This window comes from Burkholderia arboris, from assembly GCF_038723655.1.
In the GTDB taxonomy this organism is placed as follows: Bacteria; Pseudomonadota; Gammaproteobacteria; order Burkholderiales; family Burkholderiaceae; genus Burkholderia; species Burkholderia arboris.
Genome location: NZ_CP109822.1, coordinates 302,024 through 319,219, shown reverse-complemented (window position 1 = coordinate 319,219; position 17,196 = coordinate 302,024). Strand labels below are relative to the sequence as shown.

Sequence of the window (17,196 nt, the reverse complement as noted above, 5' to 3'; positions counted from 1 at the left end):
CTCCCTGCTTCCCCGTTTCCCCGCTTCCCGCTACGTACGGACAAAAAAAGAGCGCTGCATGATGCAGCGCTCTTTGTCTTTGCGCGGTCGCCGTTGCGGCGTTACTGCGCGGCCGGACCGCTGGCAGGTGCGGCAGGTGCGGCCGGCACGGTCGCCGAACCGGACGACGCCGGTACGGCGGCCGACGCTGCTGCCGGTGCTGCAGCAGGCGCGCTCGCGGGCATCGCGTTGTCCGCGCCCGGATCGTCATACTGCGGCAACCCCGGCGCAGCCGGCGCGCTGTTCGGCGTGGCACCCGATGCGCCGCCCGACTCGCCCGGATCCTCGTAGTTCGGCAGCCCCGGCACGGCCGGCGTCGCGGCCGGCACGGTGCCCGACTCACCCGGTTCGTTGTAGGTCGGCAGCGCGGCCGATGAAGACTGGCTGCGGTACGTCAGCGACTTGCGCTGCTGCAGGTACGCGTCGCGCACGAACGAATACGGATCGAGCGCGGCCTGCTTCAGCAGGTCGGTCGCACCGAGCAGGTCGGAACGCGCGCTGATGAACTGCGCGATGTACATCGGGTTGCGTGCGGCCGGCTCGATGTAGTTCAGCAGGTTGAAACGCACGTCCACCGCGCGGCCGACGCCGTCGCGGATCGTGCTCGGCCCGAACACGGGCAGCACGAGGTAGGGGCCGGACGGCACGCCCCAGCGCGCCATCGTCAGCCCGAAATCCTGGTGGTGCTTCGGCAGCCCGGCCGGCGTCGCGATGTCGATCAGGCCGGCGACGCCGAACAGCGAGTTCATCGCCACGCGCATCAGATCCTCCGTCGCGTCGGTGATGCGCAGCTGCAGCAGGTTGTTCGCGATGTTGCCGAGATCGCCGAGGTTCGAGAAGAAGTTGCTGATCGCGGTACGCACCGGGGTCGGCGTGACCTTCTGGTACCCCTTCGCGATCGGCTGGGCGATGTTCGTGTCGACCGTGTCGTTGAACTTGTACATCGCCCGGTTCATCGGCTCGAGCGGGTCGTTGGGATTGCGGTTCGGTCCCGTCGCGCAGCCGGACAGCATCGCGCTGGCGGCGACGGTCGCCGCAATGATTCGCACCTTATTCATTGATTCCTTGCGATTGGTTCTTGGCGCGTTTGACGCGCGGTTTGCCCATCAGGACGGGCTGGAACACCACGGCGCCGATCAGCGTACAGGTCAGGGCCAGCGCGAGCAGCTTGCCCATGCTCGACGTGCCCGGATGGTGCGACAGCCACAGGCTGCCGAATGCAGTCGCCGTCGTCGCGGCGCTGAACAGCACGGCATGCGTGAGGCTCGAGTGCAGCAACCCCGTCTGCCCCGCGCGCCACGCCATCACGAAATACACCTTGAACGCGACGCCGACGCCGAGCATCAGCGGCAGCGCGATGATGTTCGCGAAGTTGAGCGGCATGCCGAGCACGACGCACATCTCGAGCGTCACGACGCCTGACACGAGCAGCGGCACCAGCGTGCGCAGCACGTCGCCGAAACGGCGCAGCGTGATCCACAGCAGGACCGTGATCGAGATGATCGACCACAGCGCCGCATGCAGGAACGCGTTGATGATCGTGTCGGCCGAATGCAGGATCGAGATCGGCCCGCCGGTCGCGCCCGGTTCCGCGGCCTTCACCGTCTTCGCGAAACGGCGCAGCATCGTGTCGTCGTTCGGGTCGACGCCCTTCGGCACCTTCGGCGAGATCTGCACGAGCGCGTGGCCATCCGGCGCGACCCAGTCGCGCACGAGTTGCGGCGGCAGCGATTCGCGCGTGATGTCCTGCGGCTGCAGCAGCGACGCGAGCTGGTTGAGCGCGATGCGCAGCGTGTCGCCGAACGCGCGCTCGGCACGGTCGCGCGTCGCGCTGTCGGCGGCCGCGAGTTTCGCGAGCGACGCGGACAGGTGCTGCGCGGCGGCCGCGCCCGGGCCCGGGTGATCCTCGGCCGCGTAGCCGAGCAGGTCCGACACGCGCTTGAGCGCGGCGACGCGCTGCGCGTCGGTCGCGGGCGGTGCGGCCGGCTGCGTCAGCGCGGGCAGCAGGTCGCTCGCGGCCGCGGCGATCGCCGCGCGCTTGGCGGGCTGGTCGGCAGGGATGAAGGTCGACAGCGTGGTCGTGCGGCCGACTTCGGGCAGCGCGTCGAGGCGTTTCGCAGCCGCGTCGGCTTCGGCGAGCGACGGCGCGAGCATCGTCACGTCGTTGACGGCGGCTTCCGGCGAATCCTTCAGCGCGAGCAGCGTCGCCATCGATTCGCTGTTCGGATCCTTCAGGTGCAGCGGGTTGAAGTCGAAGCGCAGGAACGCGAGCAATGGCAGCGCACCGATCACGACCACGAGCGTGCCGATCAGGATCGGCTTGCGATGACGATCGAGGTAATCGTCGACCGGCGCGAGCCACGGGAAGCCCGGCGTCTTCGATTCGCCCGGCGGCGCGAACAGGCGCAGCAGCGCAGGCAGCAGCGTGAGCGTGGTCAGCAGCGCGACGAACATCCCGACGCCCGCGATCAGGCCCAGCTCGGACACGCCGCGATACGCGGTGGGGATGAACGAGAAGAAGCTCGCGGCGACGGCCGCGGTAGCCAGCGCGAGCGGCATGCCCATCGAGTGCGCGGCGCCGATCAGCGCGTGATCGATGCGCGGATCGCGGAAGCGTTCCTCGCGGTACTTCACGCCGTACTGGATCGAGAAGTCGACGCCGAGGCCGACGAACAGCACCATGAACGCGACCGAGATCATGTTCAGCGAGCCGACCATCGCGAGGCCGAGCGCGGCCGTCACGACGAGACCGACGAACAGCGTGACGAGCACCGAGCCGATCATCCGCTTCGAGCGCAGCGCCAGCCACAGGATCACGAGCACGGCGAGCAGCGTGAGCGCACCGTTGAGCGCGGCGCCGTCTTCGACCGAAGCGAATTCGTCGTCGGCGAGCGGCTGTTCGCCGGTCAGGCGCACGGCCGCGCCGTAGCGCGTTTCGAGGTCGAGCGAACGGGCCGCGTCGCGGATCACCTGGCTCGTTTCCGCGCCCGCCTTGAGCGCACCGTAGTTGACCACCGGCTGCACGGTGACGAACGCGCGCGCGGGCTGCCGCGCGGCATCGTTGTCGACCAGCGCGCGCCACGAGAACGCGGCCGGCTTGCCGGCCAGCACGTCGTCGACCGTCGCGGCGCTGCGCGCGAGCAGCTTCGCCATCGCGGACAGCTTCACCTGGCCGGTCAGCAGCGGCTGGCCGAGCGTGGTGGCCAGTGTGGTGGCGAGCCCGGTGAGGCTCGGGTTCTTCGCGAGTTCGTTGACGAGCGGACGCGCGCTCGCGAGCTGCGACGTCGTATCGGAGACGTCCTGCGGCGACAGGAACAGCAAACCGTTGTGCTCGAAGAACGGCCCGCCGCCGGGCTCGGCGACCTGTCCGATGCGGCCGGCATCGGCGTCCTTCTGCAGCGCTTCGGTCAGCGCATGCGCGGCGGCATTCGCGAATTCGGGCGCGGGCGCTTCGACGACCGCGAGGATCGTGCCGTTGCGTTGCGGGAACGCCTTGTCGACGGCCTGGCCGAGCGCGGCCCATTGAGGTTCCGCATCGACGAGCTTGCTGATGTCGGTGTTGATCTTGAAATGTTGCGCGACGTAGACGCCGCTGAAGGCGGCGATGACGAGCGACAGGACGACGACCCAGACGGGGCGGCGCACCGACCACGCAACGAGTCGGACGATGAGAGATGTCACCATGTGGCGGTGGGGAGCGGCTGGCAAGGGCAAAGTAGCCAAGTATACCGGCGCGGCGTGGCGGCGGTCGTGACGTTGGGGGTTTCGGGGCGGGAAGGAGATTTGTTCGCGGCGGCGGAATCGATACCGGCGACCGGTTCATTTGTATGGGGATATTTACATAATCGGTGCGGGGCTGCATTGCGTGTGACAAATGAAGCCGAAAGGTAACAGTCGGTCACCGTGCGGCAGCCGGGCGTCAGGCCCGGTATACTTTGCTCCACCGGCCGATGCAAAGAGCCGGTCGTTTTTTCTCATCGAGTGCGATATCCGTATGAAACGTCATCTGTTTGCTTTCGTCGCGGCCGCCGCCGTGTCGGTTTCCGCTTTCGCGCAGAGCGCGCCGGTCGACATCGTCCGCAATGCGGTCGAGGGTACCGTTACCGCGATGAAGGCCGACCCGGCCGCGCGCGGCGGCGACATGACGAAGGTCACGCAAGTCGTCGAGCAGCGCTTCCTGCCCGCGACCAACTTCGAGCGCACGACCCGCATCGCGGTCGGCGACGCATGGAAGCAGGCCACGCCGCAACAGCAGCAGGAGCTGTACAAGCAGTTCAAGCTGCTGATGACGCGCACCTACGCCGCGTCGCTCGCGCAGCTCGGCAGCCAGGACGCGAAGTTCTCGTTCAAGGCCGGCGGTGCGTCGGGCGCCGACGCGCTCGTGCAGTCGACGGTCACGACGCCGGGCGACAGCCAGTCGGTCGGCTACCGCCTCGGCAAGGTCGGCAACGACTGGAAGATCTACGACATCGACATGTCGGGCGCGTGGCTGATCCAGGTCTACCAGGGCCAGTTCAAGAGCCAGCTCGCGTCGGGCGGGATCGACGGGCTGATCGCGTATCTGCAGAAGCACAATTCGCGGACGAACTGACGGCTGCTGCAAGGCCGAGATCCGGATGCATGAAGGGCGCCCTCGGGCGCCCTTTTTCATGGCGGCGGCGCGTTGACTGCGTATTAGGCGGCGACGCCGAGCATCCGCAGGCAATCGTCGACCACCGCGGCGACGAACGCGGCGCGATCCGTTTCCGGCGCCGCGATGATGTGATCGGTCGCGCCGTGCACGCCGGCGTAGATCAGCAGCGCGGTGACCTGCGGGTGCGCGAGCTGCCAGGTGCCGGCGCGGACGCCGCCGTCGAGAATCGCACCGAGCTGCTCGAGGATCGCGTTCTTGTCGGCATTCGTGCGATCGTGGTGGTGATGGTTCGTGTAGACGATGTCGTGCGTGCGGTAGGTCGCTGCGTAGGTCTCGATGCTGGCGCGAATCCACGCGCGCAGGCGCGCGAGCCAGTCGTCGGCGTCGCACGCGTCCACCGCGTGCTGCAGCCGGTCGAGGAACGACGCCGTGTAGCGCTGCGCGAGCGCGGCGAGCATGTCGGACTTCGATTCGAAGTAGTGATAGAACGTGCCTTTCGCGACCTGCGCGTGCTCGACGATCTCGCTGATGGTCGTCGCTTCCACGCCCTGCGCGAGGAACAGCGTCTCGGCCGCGGCCATCAATTCGTCGAGGCGGACTTCCGCCGGCTTGGTACGCGGCTTGCCTGCCGGCACGTCGTCATTCGCTGTCCTGGTTTCTGCCTTTGTCCTGTCCGTCATCGCGCGGCTCGACGCCCGTTCGTGCAAAGCCCGCAGTTTAGGCCAAGCCCTCCGCTCGCGGGCAACGCAATCCATTGACCGACGGTCAGTCGATATATAAGATAAGAATCATTCTTATTCATGAGCCCATCGAGGGCCGACCGCCATGCCTCGTTACCGTCGCGCCGCACTCGTCCTGGCCGCCTGTCTCGGCACCTTTCTCGCCACGCTCGACATCAGCATCGTCAACGTCGCATTGCCGACGCTGCAGACGGCGCTCGATACCGATATCGGCGGCCTGCAGTGGGTCGTCAACGCGTATGCGCTCGCGCTGTCGGCGTTCATGCTGTCGGCCGGGCCGCTCGGCGACCGCTACGGTCACAAGCGCGTGTGGCTCGCGAGCGTGATCCTGTTCACGGCCGGGTCGATCGTCTGCGCATGTGCAGGACGGCTCGGGCCGCTGCTGATCGGCCGCGCGATCCAGGGGCTCGCCGGCGCGTTGCTGATTCCCGGCGCGATGCCGATCCTCACGCATGCGTTTCCCGATGCGCGCGAACGCGCCCGCGTCATCGGCGGCTGGTCCGCGTTCAGCGCGCTCGCGCTGATCCTCGGGCCGTTGGTCGGCGGCCTGCTCGTCGAGCATGGCGGCTGGCAGGACATCTTCCTCGTCAACGTGCCGATCGGCATCGTGGCCGTATTGCTCGGCGCATGGGGCATTCCGGAGCGGCGGCATCCGGAGCACGCGGCGTTCGATCCGTTCGGGCAGGCGCTGAGCGTGGTGTGGCTCGGGTTGCTCACGTACGGGCTGATCGGCATCGGCGAAGCCGGCGCGGCGCATGCGAAGGTGCTTGCGCCGCTGGCGGGCGCCGCAGTGGCGTTTGCGTTGTTCGTTCGTGTCGAAACGCGCGTCGAGCGGCCGCTGCTGCCGGTGTGGCTGTTCCGCGACCGGCGGCTGGTGCGCGCCAATCTCGCGTCGTTCGTGCTCGGATTCTCGGGGTACAGCAGCCTGTTCTTCCTGTCGCTGTTCCTGCAGCAGGCGCAGGGGCGCGCGCCCGCCGTGGCCGGCTGGCAACTGATGCCGCAGTTCGTGATGACGGCGATCACGTCGATGCTGTTCGGGCGCATCGCGGCGCGCGTTCCGTTGCGCACGCTGATGGTGGCCGGGTATGGGCTGATCGGTGCGATGCTCGCGGTGATGGCCGGCTTCGGGGCGGGAACGCCCTACATGGCGGTTGGAGTCGCGCTGGCGCTGCTCGGCGTCGGCATGGGGCTCGCGGTGCCGGCGACCGGCATGTCCGTGATGGAATTGGCGCCGGCCGAGCGCGCGGGGATGGCGTCGGCGACGATGAACGCGTTGCGCCAGACCGGAATGAGCATGGGCATCGCGGTGCTGGGCAGCATGATGAGCGTCGGTGCGTTGCACCGGATGACGGCCGCGATGCAGGCGGCAGGCGGCGCGCACGCGGATACGCTGGCGCGGCAGGCCGTGATGGAGCATGTGTTCGCGGCGGGGCGGCCGGACATGCTCGGTGCGTATCGGGAGGCGATGGCGCACGGGTTTTCGATCGCGGTTTTGTGTTCTGGAATCCTCAGTGTTGGCGTGGCGGTGATGCTGATGATGCGGCGTGAAGTCAGTCGGCAACAGGGTATTGCGCCGGTGCCGTGCGCGACGCAATCACGGCCGGAATGAACGTGGCCGATCAACCTCTGATGCTATCGAATCACGTATGAAGCGATGTAGAACAGCATTGTGGGCGTCGCCAATGCGATCAAGGAAAGTACCAGTTTTCGTGCTGTGACGCGCTGACGACCGATCTTCCAACCTGCGAAGGCGAATGCAAGTGACGGGCCGAGCAGAATCGCGATGAGTAGCGCGAAAATTGGCCAGGGTAGTGAGCAGAGGTCGATTTCGTGGCAGGAATGGCGGCCGAAGTGCAGTCGCAAACCGGTATGAATCCTCCAATCGATCCGACTCCCGATCCAGCATGCGAGCCAGGTTGTGATCAGGCCTGCGATTCCATGAAGGAGCGAGCATCCGCCACGCCTTATTGTTGACCACATGTCCGGGGATTAACGTGATTTCCTGCGAGTCACGACGCTCGCCGAGACGACCGCGAAGATGACGGACAGCCCACCCCATCCTGCGAAGAACGCATTTGCGATTTCCGGGTTCGTATCGAAAAGACTCCCTCTGCCATGCAGGACGAATGTTCCGTATGCGTAGAGAGATCCCCAGCAGATCAAGGTCGCGAAGGCTACGCCGACAAGTGCGCTCGCGACAGCGGCAACGAATTTCATTTGACGGGAAAGAACAAGATGGTTTTTGAGTTGCGGAAATCAGACCAGAAACCCTCTATCACAATATTCCATGAAATCCGAATGCCCGATGCGAAACCGGTGAGCCTGCTTCCATTCCAGAGGTCGATATGGCCGCCGCTCAAGTTGTCCGGGGAATCACCGTCCTGAAACCAATAGCCATCGAAAAAGACAATTCCGGTTCGATTTGCTACTTTGCTTGCCCAATCGCGTCCCGTAATGTTCTCGGGAGCCAGCACGCCAGCGATCGGCCGCAGCTTCAACCACTCGGCGAATTCGTATGCGCGTGTGGCTGTCGATTTGCCATTGATGAGCAGGCGTCCCAGCGTCGGTTTGCCTGGCATCGGTCCAACCCGCTTCTGCGAAAACGACTTCATCTCGATGCCGACGTTGTGCAGCGTTACGCTCATCCGGATCGCGCATTGGTTCTGGTAATGCCCGTTGGGATCATCGTACGGGTTTCCGTGAGCATAGTTGTTCCAAAGCTCGGAAAACGTCACGGACTTCAACTCGACTTCCTTGTGCGATTTCGGCACGGCGGTCGTCTTGACGGTTGTCTTTCCGTTCGGCATTACGCGTCCCCGCTCAATCTTGCGAGGGCTTCGTCGCCCCAGTAGACAACGTATTCATCCTCGTCTGCGGTGTGAATGCGAGGCAAATACCCGCGATCGTCGAGGTGGCCTGAATGGATGCGTCCGTCTGACGTTTCGATAACGTACGGATAGCCTGTCGATGCGCCACTTCCAATTGCGTGAACGGATTCATCGTAAGCGCCCGCGATTACTGACCCCCCTTCCCGATTTTTTTCGGAGGCAACCACGCCGGATGTTTCCGCCATATCGTCACACCATGATTCGCCAGCGAGCGTTGCCTTGATGCGCGGTGGCGTCGGGCAGCCGCATAAGACGATGTCTCCGTCGGCGGCCGTTTCACCCATGAAATTGAGGCGCCGTGGCCCGCCGGCCTTGGCGATCGGTCCGGTGCCTCTACATGCATCGCAGAATGCGAGACCGCCGATCAGTGCAACCTGGTGGCCAGGATTGCCGAAAGTGAATGTCGGCCCCGCGTAGGCAAGAATCCTTCCCCCGGTTTCCAGCGCGTCGCCGACCACCGCGATACGGCGCATCATGATTTCGCTCCTCGGTTCCGGTCACCAACCCATGTTGGCGATACCGTGTGCCGCGTGACGACGTCGCGCACTCGAAAGCGTGGCTTGTGAGGATGTCGCTCGCCGCGGCAAGCGAAAGGATTTCATCGACCCGGGGAGAGGTCGATTGGACGAGTATGAAATTGGACGACGAATTGCGAGGTAGCGACGCCGTCGGCGCGCGGCTCCTACCGCCGCCGATGCTCGACCGCGAACTTGATCAGCTCGGCCTGCCCTTCGATCTCCAGCTTGCGTTTCAGGTTGAGCCGGTGCGTCTCCACCGTGCGTACGGAAAGCCCCGTCTGCTGCGCGATCTGCTTGCTCGACAGCCCTTCCGCCAGCGCGTCGAGGATGTCGCGTTCGCGCGGCGTCAAGCGGTCGAGCGGCGACGCGGTCGCGCTGGCCTGGATCATCCGCGCGGCCAGCCCTTCGCTGAAGAACGTCTGCCCGGCCAGTACCGCGCCGATCGCGCGGACGATCTCGCTCGCCGGCGAATCCTTCAGCAGGTAGCCGCTCGCGCCGGCGCGCACGGCCTGCGTCACGTATTCGACGTTGTCGTGCATCGACAGCATCAGCACGCGGATGCCCGGAAATCGATCGTGGAACACGCCCGCGAGCGTGATGCCGTTCATCCCGTTCATGCCGACGTCCATCAGCGCGAGATCGGGTTCGAGCGACGCGGCGAGCGCAAGGGCCTCGTCGGCGTTGCCGGCTTCGCCGACCACCGACAGGTCGGCCGCTTCGAGCCGCATCCGCAGGCCGTCGCGCACGAGCGGGTGATCGTCGACGAGCAGCAGTCGGGCGGCAGGCCGGGCGGTGTCGGGGGCGCTCATGCGTCAAAGGTCTCCTGTTATGGTGCGTGTCGTCACGCCGCGCTGCGCAGCGGCACGCGCGCGGCGACGATCGTGTGGCCGACCTGCGACGAGATCGTCAGCATGCCGCCGAGCGCGTCGAGGCGTTCGCGCATGTTGCGCAGGCCGATGCCGCGGCGCACATCGGCCTGCGAGCGTTCGGCATCGAAGCCGCAACCGTTGTCGGCGATCGTCAGCGTCACGGCGTGCGCGCCGACGTCGAGCGTGACGGCCGCGCGCGACGCCTGCGCATGATGCACGATGTTGCTCAACGCTTCCTGCGCGATCCGGAACAGCGCGGTGTTCACGGCCTCGGGCAGCGGCTGCGTGCCGCTGTGCGCGACCTGCGTATAGCCGATATCGATGCCGCTTTCCGCACCGAGTTCACGCACGAGCTGCTCGAGCGCCGCCGCGAGACCGAGATCGTCGAGCATCGACGGCCGCAGCGCATGCGAGATGCGCCGTACTTCGCGCAGCGTATCGCCGAGCCGCCCGACGCCCGACGCGAGCGCCTGCTCCGCCTCGGGCATGCGCGCCGTGCCGCGCTCGAAGCGCGCGAGCGCGGATTCGAGCATCAGCTTCGCGGACACCATCATCTGGCTGATCCCGTCGTGCAGTTCGCGCGACAGCCGCGCACGCTCCTGCTCCTGCGATTCGACGACGCGCTGCGCGAGCAGCTTGAGCTTCGCGTCGGCACTGCGCGACTCGCTGACGTTCAGCACGAGCGCGCACACGGCAATCGCCGCCGCGCCGGTCAGTGCGATCGCGGTGAGCCAGCTCATCGTGCGCTCGATGTTCGCGGACGCGCGCGCGTCGATGCGCTGCAGCGCGGTGTCGACGTCGTCGAGATAGATGCCGGTGCCGACCATCCAGCCCCAGCGTTCGAGCGCGACGACGTAGCCGAGCTTCGGCGCCACGCGGCCCGTCGACGGCCGCTGCCATGCGTAGCGCACGTAGCCGCCGCCGCTCGACGCCGCGCCGATCAGCTTCTGGATCGTCAGCGCACCCTGCGGGTCGCGCATCGACCAGTAGTTGTGGCCGACGCGTTCGGGCTCGCGCGGATGCATCAGCGAATTGCCGTGCAGGTCGTACACGAAGAAATAGCCGTCCGGGCCGAAATCCATCTTCTGCAGCATCGCGAGCGCCTGCGTGCGCAGCAGCGCGTCGTCGCGCGCATTGCGGCCGCTCGCGTCGTAGAGCGGCATGATCGCGCTGGTCGCGAGCTCGACGTAGTGCTTCAGCTCGACTTCCTTGCTCGACAGGTACGCGGCCTGGATCGTCGCGTGCTGCGTGCGCGCGAGCGACGTGGCCTGCTGGCGCACGCCGAAGCCGATGCCGGCGATCGCGAGCAGGAACGGCACGATGGCCAGAAGGAAGATCTTTGCCTTGAGTCTCATGGTGGTGCGAAGCGGCCGCGAACCGGCGCGGGCCGGCCGGGCGCGTCAACCGCGCGGCGGTGCGGTGGCGTATCGAGCCGACATTGTCGGTGATTTTGCGCGCGGGCGGCGGTGGCCCGGCGGCGGCCCCGATGCGGCCCCGCTCAGGCCTGCCGCGACTCGAAACTGTCGGAGGGCGAAGTCGTCTGCACGACGATGCGGTTGCGCCCGCCTTCCTTCGCGCGATACAGCGCGTCGTCGGCGAGCTTCAGCGCGGCCTGCATGTCGTCGTCGTGTTCGGGATAGCTCGTCGTCACGCCGATGCTCACGGTCAGGCGGCCGACCGTGCCGGCGTCATGCCGGATGCCGAGATCGAGGATGCCGGTGCGGATCGTTTCGGCGATCGTCACCGCGCCGGCCGTGTCGATGTCGGGCAGCACCACGACGAATTCCTCGCCGCCGTAGCGTGCCGCATAGTCGGCCGGGCGGCGCAGGCAGCCGGCGATGCAGTGGCCGACCGCGGCGAGCGCGTCGTCGCCGGCCTGGTGGCCCTGCGTGTCGTTGTAGCGCTTGAAGTAGTCGACGTCGATGAACAGCAGCGACAGCGCGTGCTGCGAGCGCGCGGCGCGGCGCCATTCGCGCGCGAGCGTCACGTCGAGCATCCGGCGGTTGTCGAGGCCCGTCAGGCCATCGGTGCGCGCGAGCGCCTGCAATTCGGTTTCTGCCCGGTGGCGCTTGCGCAACTGCACGTCGAGCAGCAGCGACAGGCCGACGAAGCCGATCGCCAGCGCGGCCATCGCGGAGCCGATCGGAATCGCGCGGTCGTACCACGCGGCGTAGGTGTCGGCTTCCGAGCGCGCGACCATGATGATGAGCGGCAGGTGGTCGAGGTGCCGGAACACGTACAGGCGCCGCACGCCGTCGATCGACGCGGTGTCGGCGAAGCTGCCTTCGCTGGCCGTCATGAAGCGCCGGAACGTGCTGGCACGGCTGATGTCGCGGCCGACGATCTTGGGGTCGTATGGCTCGCGCGCGAGCATCCTGCCGTCCGTGTTGATCAGCGCGATCGAGCCGCGATCGCCGAGCGACAGCCGCGAGAACAGGTTCTGGAAATATTCGAGCCGGATCGACATCACCGCGACGCCGCCGAACGACCCGTCGGGTTTCGTGATCCGCCGGCTGAGCGCGATGCTCGGCGAGCCGCCGCGCAGCCGCGAATGGTACGGCGGGCTGACGTACAGGCCGACGTCAGGGTGATCGCGGTGCACGGCGAAGTACGGTTCGTTGGCGAAGTTGGCCTTGCGCGGCACGTCGCTCTTGCCGTCGACCGAGATGTCACCCTTCGCGTCGAGCACGTAGATGCCGCCGAGGTATTTGGCCGTCGTCGCCCGGTCGAACAGCACCTGGCGGCGCAGCGACATCGGCAGCCTGACGACCTCGGGGTCGTTCTCGCCTTCGACGACGGCCTGCAGCGACAGCGAATAGATCTCGATGTTGCGCTCGATGTCCCACGACGCCATCAGCGCAAGGTTCTGCTGCATCGCGGCCGAGCGGTCGCGCGCGTCGATGCGGCCTTCGTACAGCACGATCCCGCACAGCAGCAGCAGGAGCAGCGCGATCAGCAGCCCGGTATAGAAAATCAGGTGCGGCAGCAGGAACCGGCGCAGATGCGCGGCGACACGGCTCGTCAGGCCGGTTTCGCTGGGCATTGCGTAGTCAGTTTCTGCCATGGTCCGTATGGATCGATGGGCATCGTCGCCTGGCGGCGGGCCGATGCGATTGTTCGTATGACGTGACGGCGGCGATCCGCTGCGCGCCCTTCCCGCGCATTCCTCCCGTTCAGCGGAGAAAACGGACACCGATTATCGGTAATCGTGGCTGGATAAACCGATAAATCACTTATTCATAGGTGACATCTCTCGCGATTCGACGATCCGACGAATCGGGCGATGCGAATCCATCGGAGTATAGCGCGCGCGTTCGCGCGCGAGGAAAATGTTGCGACCCGTTGATCCGGATCAAATTTCAGTGCATTCCCGAACTTGCGCATATCGGGCAGAACGTTGCTGTGCAAGGTTTTGCGGCATGGCAGAAGAAGTCGCGCCGCGCGTGGCCGCCGAGCCCGGGGTTTTAACGGCGGGCGCGTGCCACAAACGAAAGCGCGCAATATGTACCGATTATCGATTTCAACGGACCCATTCAACGACCGTGTGAACGCGAAAATGAAAACGGGCGGCCGAGAGGGCCGCCCGTTTCGTCAGGCCGGCATGCGGGCGGACCCGCATGCGCAACCTTATGCGCCGTGCTGTTGCGCCTTGAACGCGAGGCGGAACCGGTGCAGCAGCGGCTCGGTATACCCGCTCGGTTGCGACGTGCCCTGCAGTGCGAGCGCGCACGCGGCCTTGAACGCGGTCGACTGGTCGTAGCCGGGCGCCATCGGGCGATAGTTCGGGTCACCGGCGTTCTGCTGGTCGACGACGCGGGCCATCCGCTTGAACACGTCGAGCACGAAGGCCTCGGTGATCACGCCGTGGCGCAGCCAGTTCGCGATGTGCTGGCTCGAGATGCGCAGCGTCGCGCGGTCTTCCATCAGGCCGACGTCGTGGATGTCCGGCACCTTCGAGCAGCCGACGCCCTGTTCGACCCAGCGCACGACGTAGCCGAGGATGCCCTGCGCGTTGTTCTCCACTTCGCTGAGGATCTCGGCGTCGCTCCACTCCGCGCGCTCGACGACCGGCACGGTCAGCAGCCCTTCGAGCAGCGCGTCGCGTTCGCTCGCGTACGGCGTCTTCTCGAGTGCCTGCTGGACGGCCTGCACGTCGACGAGGTGGTAGTGCAACGCGTGCAGCGTCGCGGCGGTCGGCGACGGCACCCAGGCGGTGTTCGCGCCGGCGCGCGGATGCGCGATCTTCTGCTCGAGCATCGCGTGCATCAGGTCCGGCATCGCCCACATGCCCTTGCCGATCTGTGCGCGGCCGCGCAGGCCGGCCGACAGGCCCGCGAGCACGTTGTTGCGCTCGTACGACTGGATCCATGCCGACGACTTCATGTCGCCCTTGCGGATCATCGGGCCTGCTTCCATCGCGGTGTGCATCTCGTCGCCGGTGCGGTCGAGGAAGCCGGTGTTGATGAACGCGACACGCGCGGCGGCCGCGGCGATACACGCGGCGAGGTTCACGCTGGTGCGGCGCTCCTCGTCCATGATGCCCATCTTCAGCGTGTTGCGCGGCAGGCCGTACAGATCTTCGATGCGCGCGAACAGCGTATCGGCGAACGCGACTTCGACCGGACCGTGCATCTTCGGCTTCACGATGTAGATCGAGCCCGTGCGCGAATTGCGCTTCGCCTTCAGGTCGTGCAGCGCGCACAGCGTCGTGACGACGCCGTCGAGGATCCCTTCCGGAATCTCGTTGCCGTCGCGGTCGAGCACCGCGCCGTTGGTCATCAGGTGGCCGACGTTGCGCACGAACAGCAGCGAGCGGCCGTGCAGCGACAGCGTGCCGCCGTCGGGCGTCGTGTATTCGCGATCCGCGTTCAGGCGGCGCGTGAAGCGCTTGCCGCCCTTCGCGACTTCCTCGACCAGCGTGCCCTGCATCAGGCCGAGCCAGTTGCGGTAGAGCTGGACCTTGTCGTCGGCGTCGACCGCCGCGACCGAATCCTCGCAGTCGATGATCGTGCTGACCGCGGCTTCGAGCACGACGTCCTTCACGTTCGCGAGATCGGCACGGCCGATCGGCGTCGATGCATCGATCTGGATCTCGAGGTGCAGGCCGTTGTGCTTCAGCAGGATCGCGGACGGTGCGTCGGCCGCGCCCTGGTAGCCGACGAACAGTGCCGGCTGCGCGAGAGACACGATGCCTTGCGCGGTTTCGACGGCGAGCTGGCCGTCCTGCACGCGGTAGCGCAGCGCGTCGCGGTGCGAGCCGCTCGCGAGCGGCGCCGCGTTGTCGAGCACGTTGCGCGCGTAGTCGATCACGCGCTGGCCGCGCGTCGGGTTGTAGACCGCGGTGCGTTCGGCGCCGCCGTCTTCAGGCAGCGCATCGGTGCCGTACAGCGCGTCGTACAGGCTGCCCCAGCGGGCGTTCGCGGCGTTCAGCGCATAGCGCGCGTTCGACAGCGGCACGACGAGCTGCGGGCCGGCCTGCGTGGCGATCTCGCTGTCGACGTTCGCGGTGGCTGCCGCGACGTTCGGCGGGACCGGCACGAGGTAGCCGATTTTCTCGAGGAATGCGCGATACGCGGCATGGTCGCGCACCGGGCCGGGGTGTGCGCGGTGCCATGCGTCGAGTTCCTGCTGCAGGCGATCGCGTTCCGCGAGCAGCTCGCGATTGCGCGGTGCCAGGTCATGCACCAGGGCCGAGAAACCGCTCCAGAACGCGGCCTTGTCGATGCCGGTGCCCGGCAACGCTTCGTTTTCAATGAACTGGCTGAGCGCTGGCGCGACTTGCAGTCCTGCTTGGTCGATCATCGTGAATCCTCCCGGGGAAAAATGCGCGCGCGGCTTGGCTGGTTATTCCGCGACGCTCTGTGTGCCGGCGCGAGCGATCTGCGCGTCCTGCTCCGACTTTACGCCAGACACGCCGATCGCGCCCGCAATCCGGCCGCCGACCGAGACCGGCACGCCACCTTCGAGCAACCCCGTCAGCGGCACGCTGAGAAACGCGGTGCGGCCACCGTTGATCATATCCTCATACGCTTTCGTCTCGCGACGGCCGAGCGCCGCCGCGCGCGCCTTGTCCTGCGCGATGTAGGTGCTGGCCGGCGAGGCGCCGTTCAGCCGCGCGAACGCGAGCAGGTGGCCGCCGTCGTCGACGACGGCGATCGACACGGCCCAGCCGTGGCGTTCCGCTTCCGCGCGGGCGGCGGCGAGCATGCGGTCGGCATCGGCGAGTTCGAGTTCGGGTTTCGTCTGCATGGAGGTCCTCCGGAATCAGGTCAGTTGACGAGTCGGTTGTCGACGAGCTCGATCCAGTGGCGCACGGGCGTGCGGCCCGCGCCGTTCAGGTGAGTCTGGCAGCCGACGTTGGCCGTGACAATCAGGTCCGGCCGCGCGGCTTCGAGCGCATCGAGTTTGTTGTCGCGCAGTTGGGTCGCGAGTTCGGGTTGTGTCAGCGAATACGTGCCGGCCGAGCCGCAGCACAGATGGCCGTCGGCGACATTCGTCAGATCGAAGCCAAGGCGTGTCAGCACGCTTTCGACCGCGCCGCCGAGGCGTTGCGCGTGCTGTAGCGTGCACGGGCAGTGGACCGCGACACGGCGGGGCGTCTCGTCCGCCAGCGCGTCGAGCGGCTCGGCCGCGATCACTTCGGCGAGATCGCGCGCGAGCGCGCTGACGCGCCGCGCTTTCTCCGCATAGACGGGGTCGGAGCGCAGCAGGTCGCCGTATTCCTTCACGAACGCGCCGCAGCCGCTCGCCGTCAGCACGATCGCTTCGGCGCCGGCTTCGATCGCGGGCCACCATGCGTCGATATTGCGGCGCGCGCGGGCGAGGCCCGCGTCCTGCGCGTTCAGGTGGTATTCGGTCGCGCCGCAGCAGCCGGCTTCGCGCGCCGGCGTGACGCTGATGCCGAGCCGGTCGAGCACGCGCGCGGCGGCCGCATTGGTGTTCGGCGACAGCGACGGCTGCACGCAGCCTTCGAGCATCAGCACGCGCCGCGCGTGGCGCACGGCCGGGCGCGGTGCGGCCGCGGGGACAGCGGCCGGGATCTTGTCCTGCAGCGTGCCGGGCAGCAGCGGGCGCAGCACGCGACCGGCCTTCAGCAGCGCGGCGAACGTCGCCGGGCGCGGCACGACGTGCCGCAGCCCCGCGCGCAGCAGGCGCTCGCGCGCCGGCCGCCGTGCGCGCTTCTCGGCTTCCGCGCGGCCGATGTCGAGCAGCGTGTGATAGCGCACGCCGGACGGGCAGGTCGTCTCGCAGTTCCGGCACGTCAGGCAGCGGTCGAGATGCTGTTGCGTGCGCTCGCCGCACGGCTCGCCTTCGAGCAGCTGCTTGATCAGGTAGATGCGGCCGCGCGGCCCGTCGAGCTCGTTGCCGAGCACCTGGTAGGTCGGGCAGGTCGCATTGCAGAAGCCGCAGTGCACGCACGCGCGCAGGATCGCTTCCGCTTCGTCGGCCCGGGCGAGGGCCTTGCTTGCTTCGCTGAGATTGGTTTGCATCGGCGGGTCCGGATCGGGT

At 67.1% G+C, this 17,196-nt stretch carries 13 protein-coding genes; 2 read left to right on the top strand and 11 right to left on the bottom strand.

The window, feature by feature from the left end; genetic code table 11:
• Nucleotides 1–101 precede the first annotated feature (101 nt).
• Both OHZ10_RS18585 and OHZ10_RS18580 read right to left on the bottom strand, forming a co-directional pair.
• Nucleotides 102–1,097: an MlaA family lipoprotein gene (locus OHZ10_RS18585; protein ID WP_059238326.1), complete on the bottom strand. Its 996-nt coding sequence runs from the start codon at nt 1,095–1,097 to the stop codon at nt 102–104.
• A complete protein-coding gene (locus OHZ10_RS18580; RefSeq protein WP_256087019.1) occupies nt 1,090–3,723 on the bottom strand; it encodes an MMPL family transporter in 2,634 nt (877 codons plus the stop codon). Before OHZ10_RS18580 ends, OHZ10_RS18585 begins: the two co-directional genes overlap by 8 nt.
• Nucleotides 3,724–4,033: 310 nt before the next feature.
• Between OHZ10_RS18580 and OHZ10_RS18575 the strand changes: the two genes are divergently transcribed.
• Complete coding sequence (locus OHZ10_RS18575) at nt 4,034–4,630, top strand: MlaC/ttg2D family ABC transporter substrate-binding protein (protein WP_059238330.1); 597 nt, start codon at nt 4,034–4,036, stop codon at nt 4,628–4,630.
• Between the two features lie 83 nt (nt 4,631–4,713).
• Here the strand turns inward: OHZ10_RS18575 and OHZ10_RS18570 are convergent, their stop codons facing one another.
• Nucleotides 4,714–5,352, bottom strand: coding sequence for a TetR/AcrR family transcriptional regulator (locus OHZ10_RS18570; protein ID WP_059238332.1), 639 nt, complete (start codon nt 5,350–5,352; stop codon nt 4,714–4,716).
• A 145-nt stretch (nt 5,353–5,497) separates the two neighbouring features.
• Here OHZ10_RS18570 and OHZ10_RS18565 point away from each other — a divergent pair, with 145 nt between their 5' ends.
• The gene (locus tag OHZ10_RS18565) at nt 5,498–7,021 is read left to right on the top strand and encodes an MFS transporter (RefSeq protein ID WP_059238334.1); all 1,524 of its coding nucleotides are present in this window, start codon (nt 5,498–5,500) and stop codon (nt 7,019–7,021) included.
• 604 nt (nt 7,022–7,625) lie between these two features.
• Here OHZ10_RS18565 and OHZ10_RS18560 read toward each other — a convergent pair.
• The 8 genes from OHZ10_RS18560 to glcF all read right to left on the bottom strand — a co-directional run bounded on the left by OHZ10_RS18560 (nt 7,626) and on the right by glcF (nt 17,177).
• Entirely contained in the window at nt 7,626–8,219 is a 594-nt protein-coding gene (locus tag OHZ10_RS18560) for a type VI secretion system amidase effector protein Tae4 (protein WP_342705516.1), read from the bottom strand.
• Entirely contained in the window at nt 8,219–8,776 is a 558-nt protein-coding gene (locus tag OHZ10_RS18555; protein ID WP_081051976.1) for a PAAR domain-containing protein, read from the bottom strand. Before OHZ10_RS18555 ends, OHZ10_RS18560 begins: the two co-directional genes overlap by 1 nt.
• 206 nt (nt 8,777–8,982) lie before the next feature.
• Nucleotides 8,983–9,627 carry a response regulator gene (locus tag OHZ10_RS18550; RefSeq protein ID WP_059238338.1) on the bottom strand — a complete coding sequence of 215 codons (645 nt, stop codon included), beginning with the start codon at nt 9,625–9,627 and terminating at the stop codon, nt 8,983–8,985.
• A gap of 32 nt (nt 9,628–9,659) precedes the next feature.
• A complete protein-coding gene (locus OHZ10_RS18545) occupies nt 9,660–11,042 on the bottom strand; it encodes a cache domain-containing protein (RefSeq protein ID WP_256087022.1) in 1,383 nt (460 codons plus the stop codon).
• 143 nt (nt 11,043–11,185) lie between these two features.
• Nucleotides 11,186–12,751 (bottom strand): sensor domain-containing diguanylate cyclase, encoded by a 1,566-nt coding sequence (locus tag OHZ10_RS18540; protein ID WP_174991711.1) that lies wholly within the window; start codon nt 12,749–12,751, stop codon nt 11,186–11,188.
• A gap of 563 nt (nt 12,752–13,314) precedes the next feature.
• The gene (locus tag OHZ10_RS18535) at nt 13,315–15,489 is read right to left on the bottom strand and encodes a malate synthase G (protein WP_256087023.1); all 2,175 of its coding nucleotides are present in this window, start codon (nt 15,487–15,489) and stop codon (nt 13,315–13,317) included.
• A 42-nt stretch (nt 15,490–15,531) separates the two neighbouring features.
• Nucleotides 15,532–15,936: a GlcG/HbpS family heme-binding protein gene (locus tag OHZ10_RS18530; protein ID WP_174991709.1), complete on the bottom strand. Its 405-nt coding sequence runs from the start codon at nt 15,934–15,936 to the stop codon at nt 15,532–15,534.
• A 20-nt stretch (nt 15,937–15,956) separates the two neighbouring features.
• Nucleotides 15,957–17,177 (bottom strand): glycolate oxidase subunit GlcF, encoded by a 1,221-nt coding sequence (gene glcF, locus OHZ10_RS18525; RefSeq protein WP_342705515.1) that lies wholly within the window; start codon nt 17,175–17,177, stop codon nt 15,957–15,959.
• Nucleotides 17,178–17,196 lie beyond the last annotated feature (19 nt).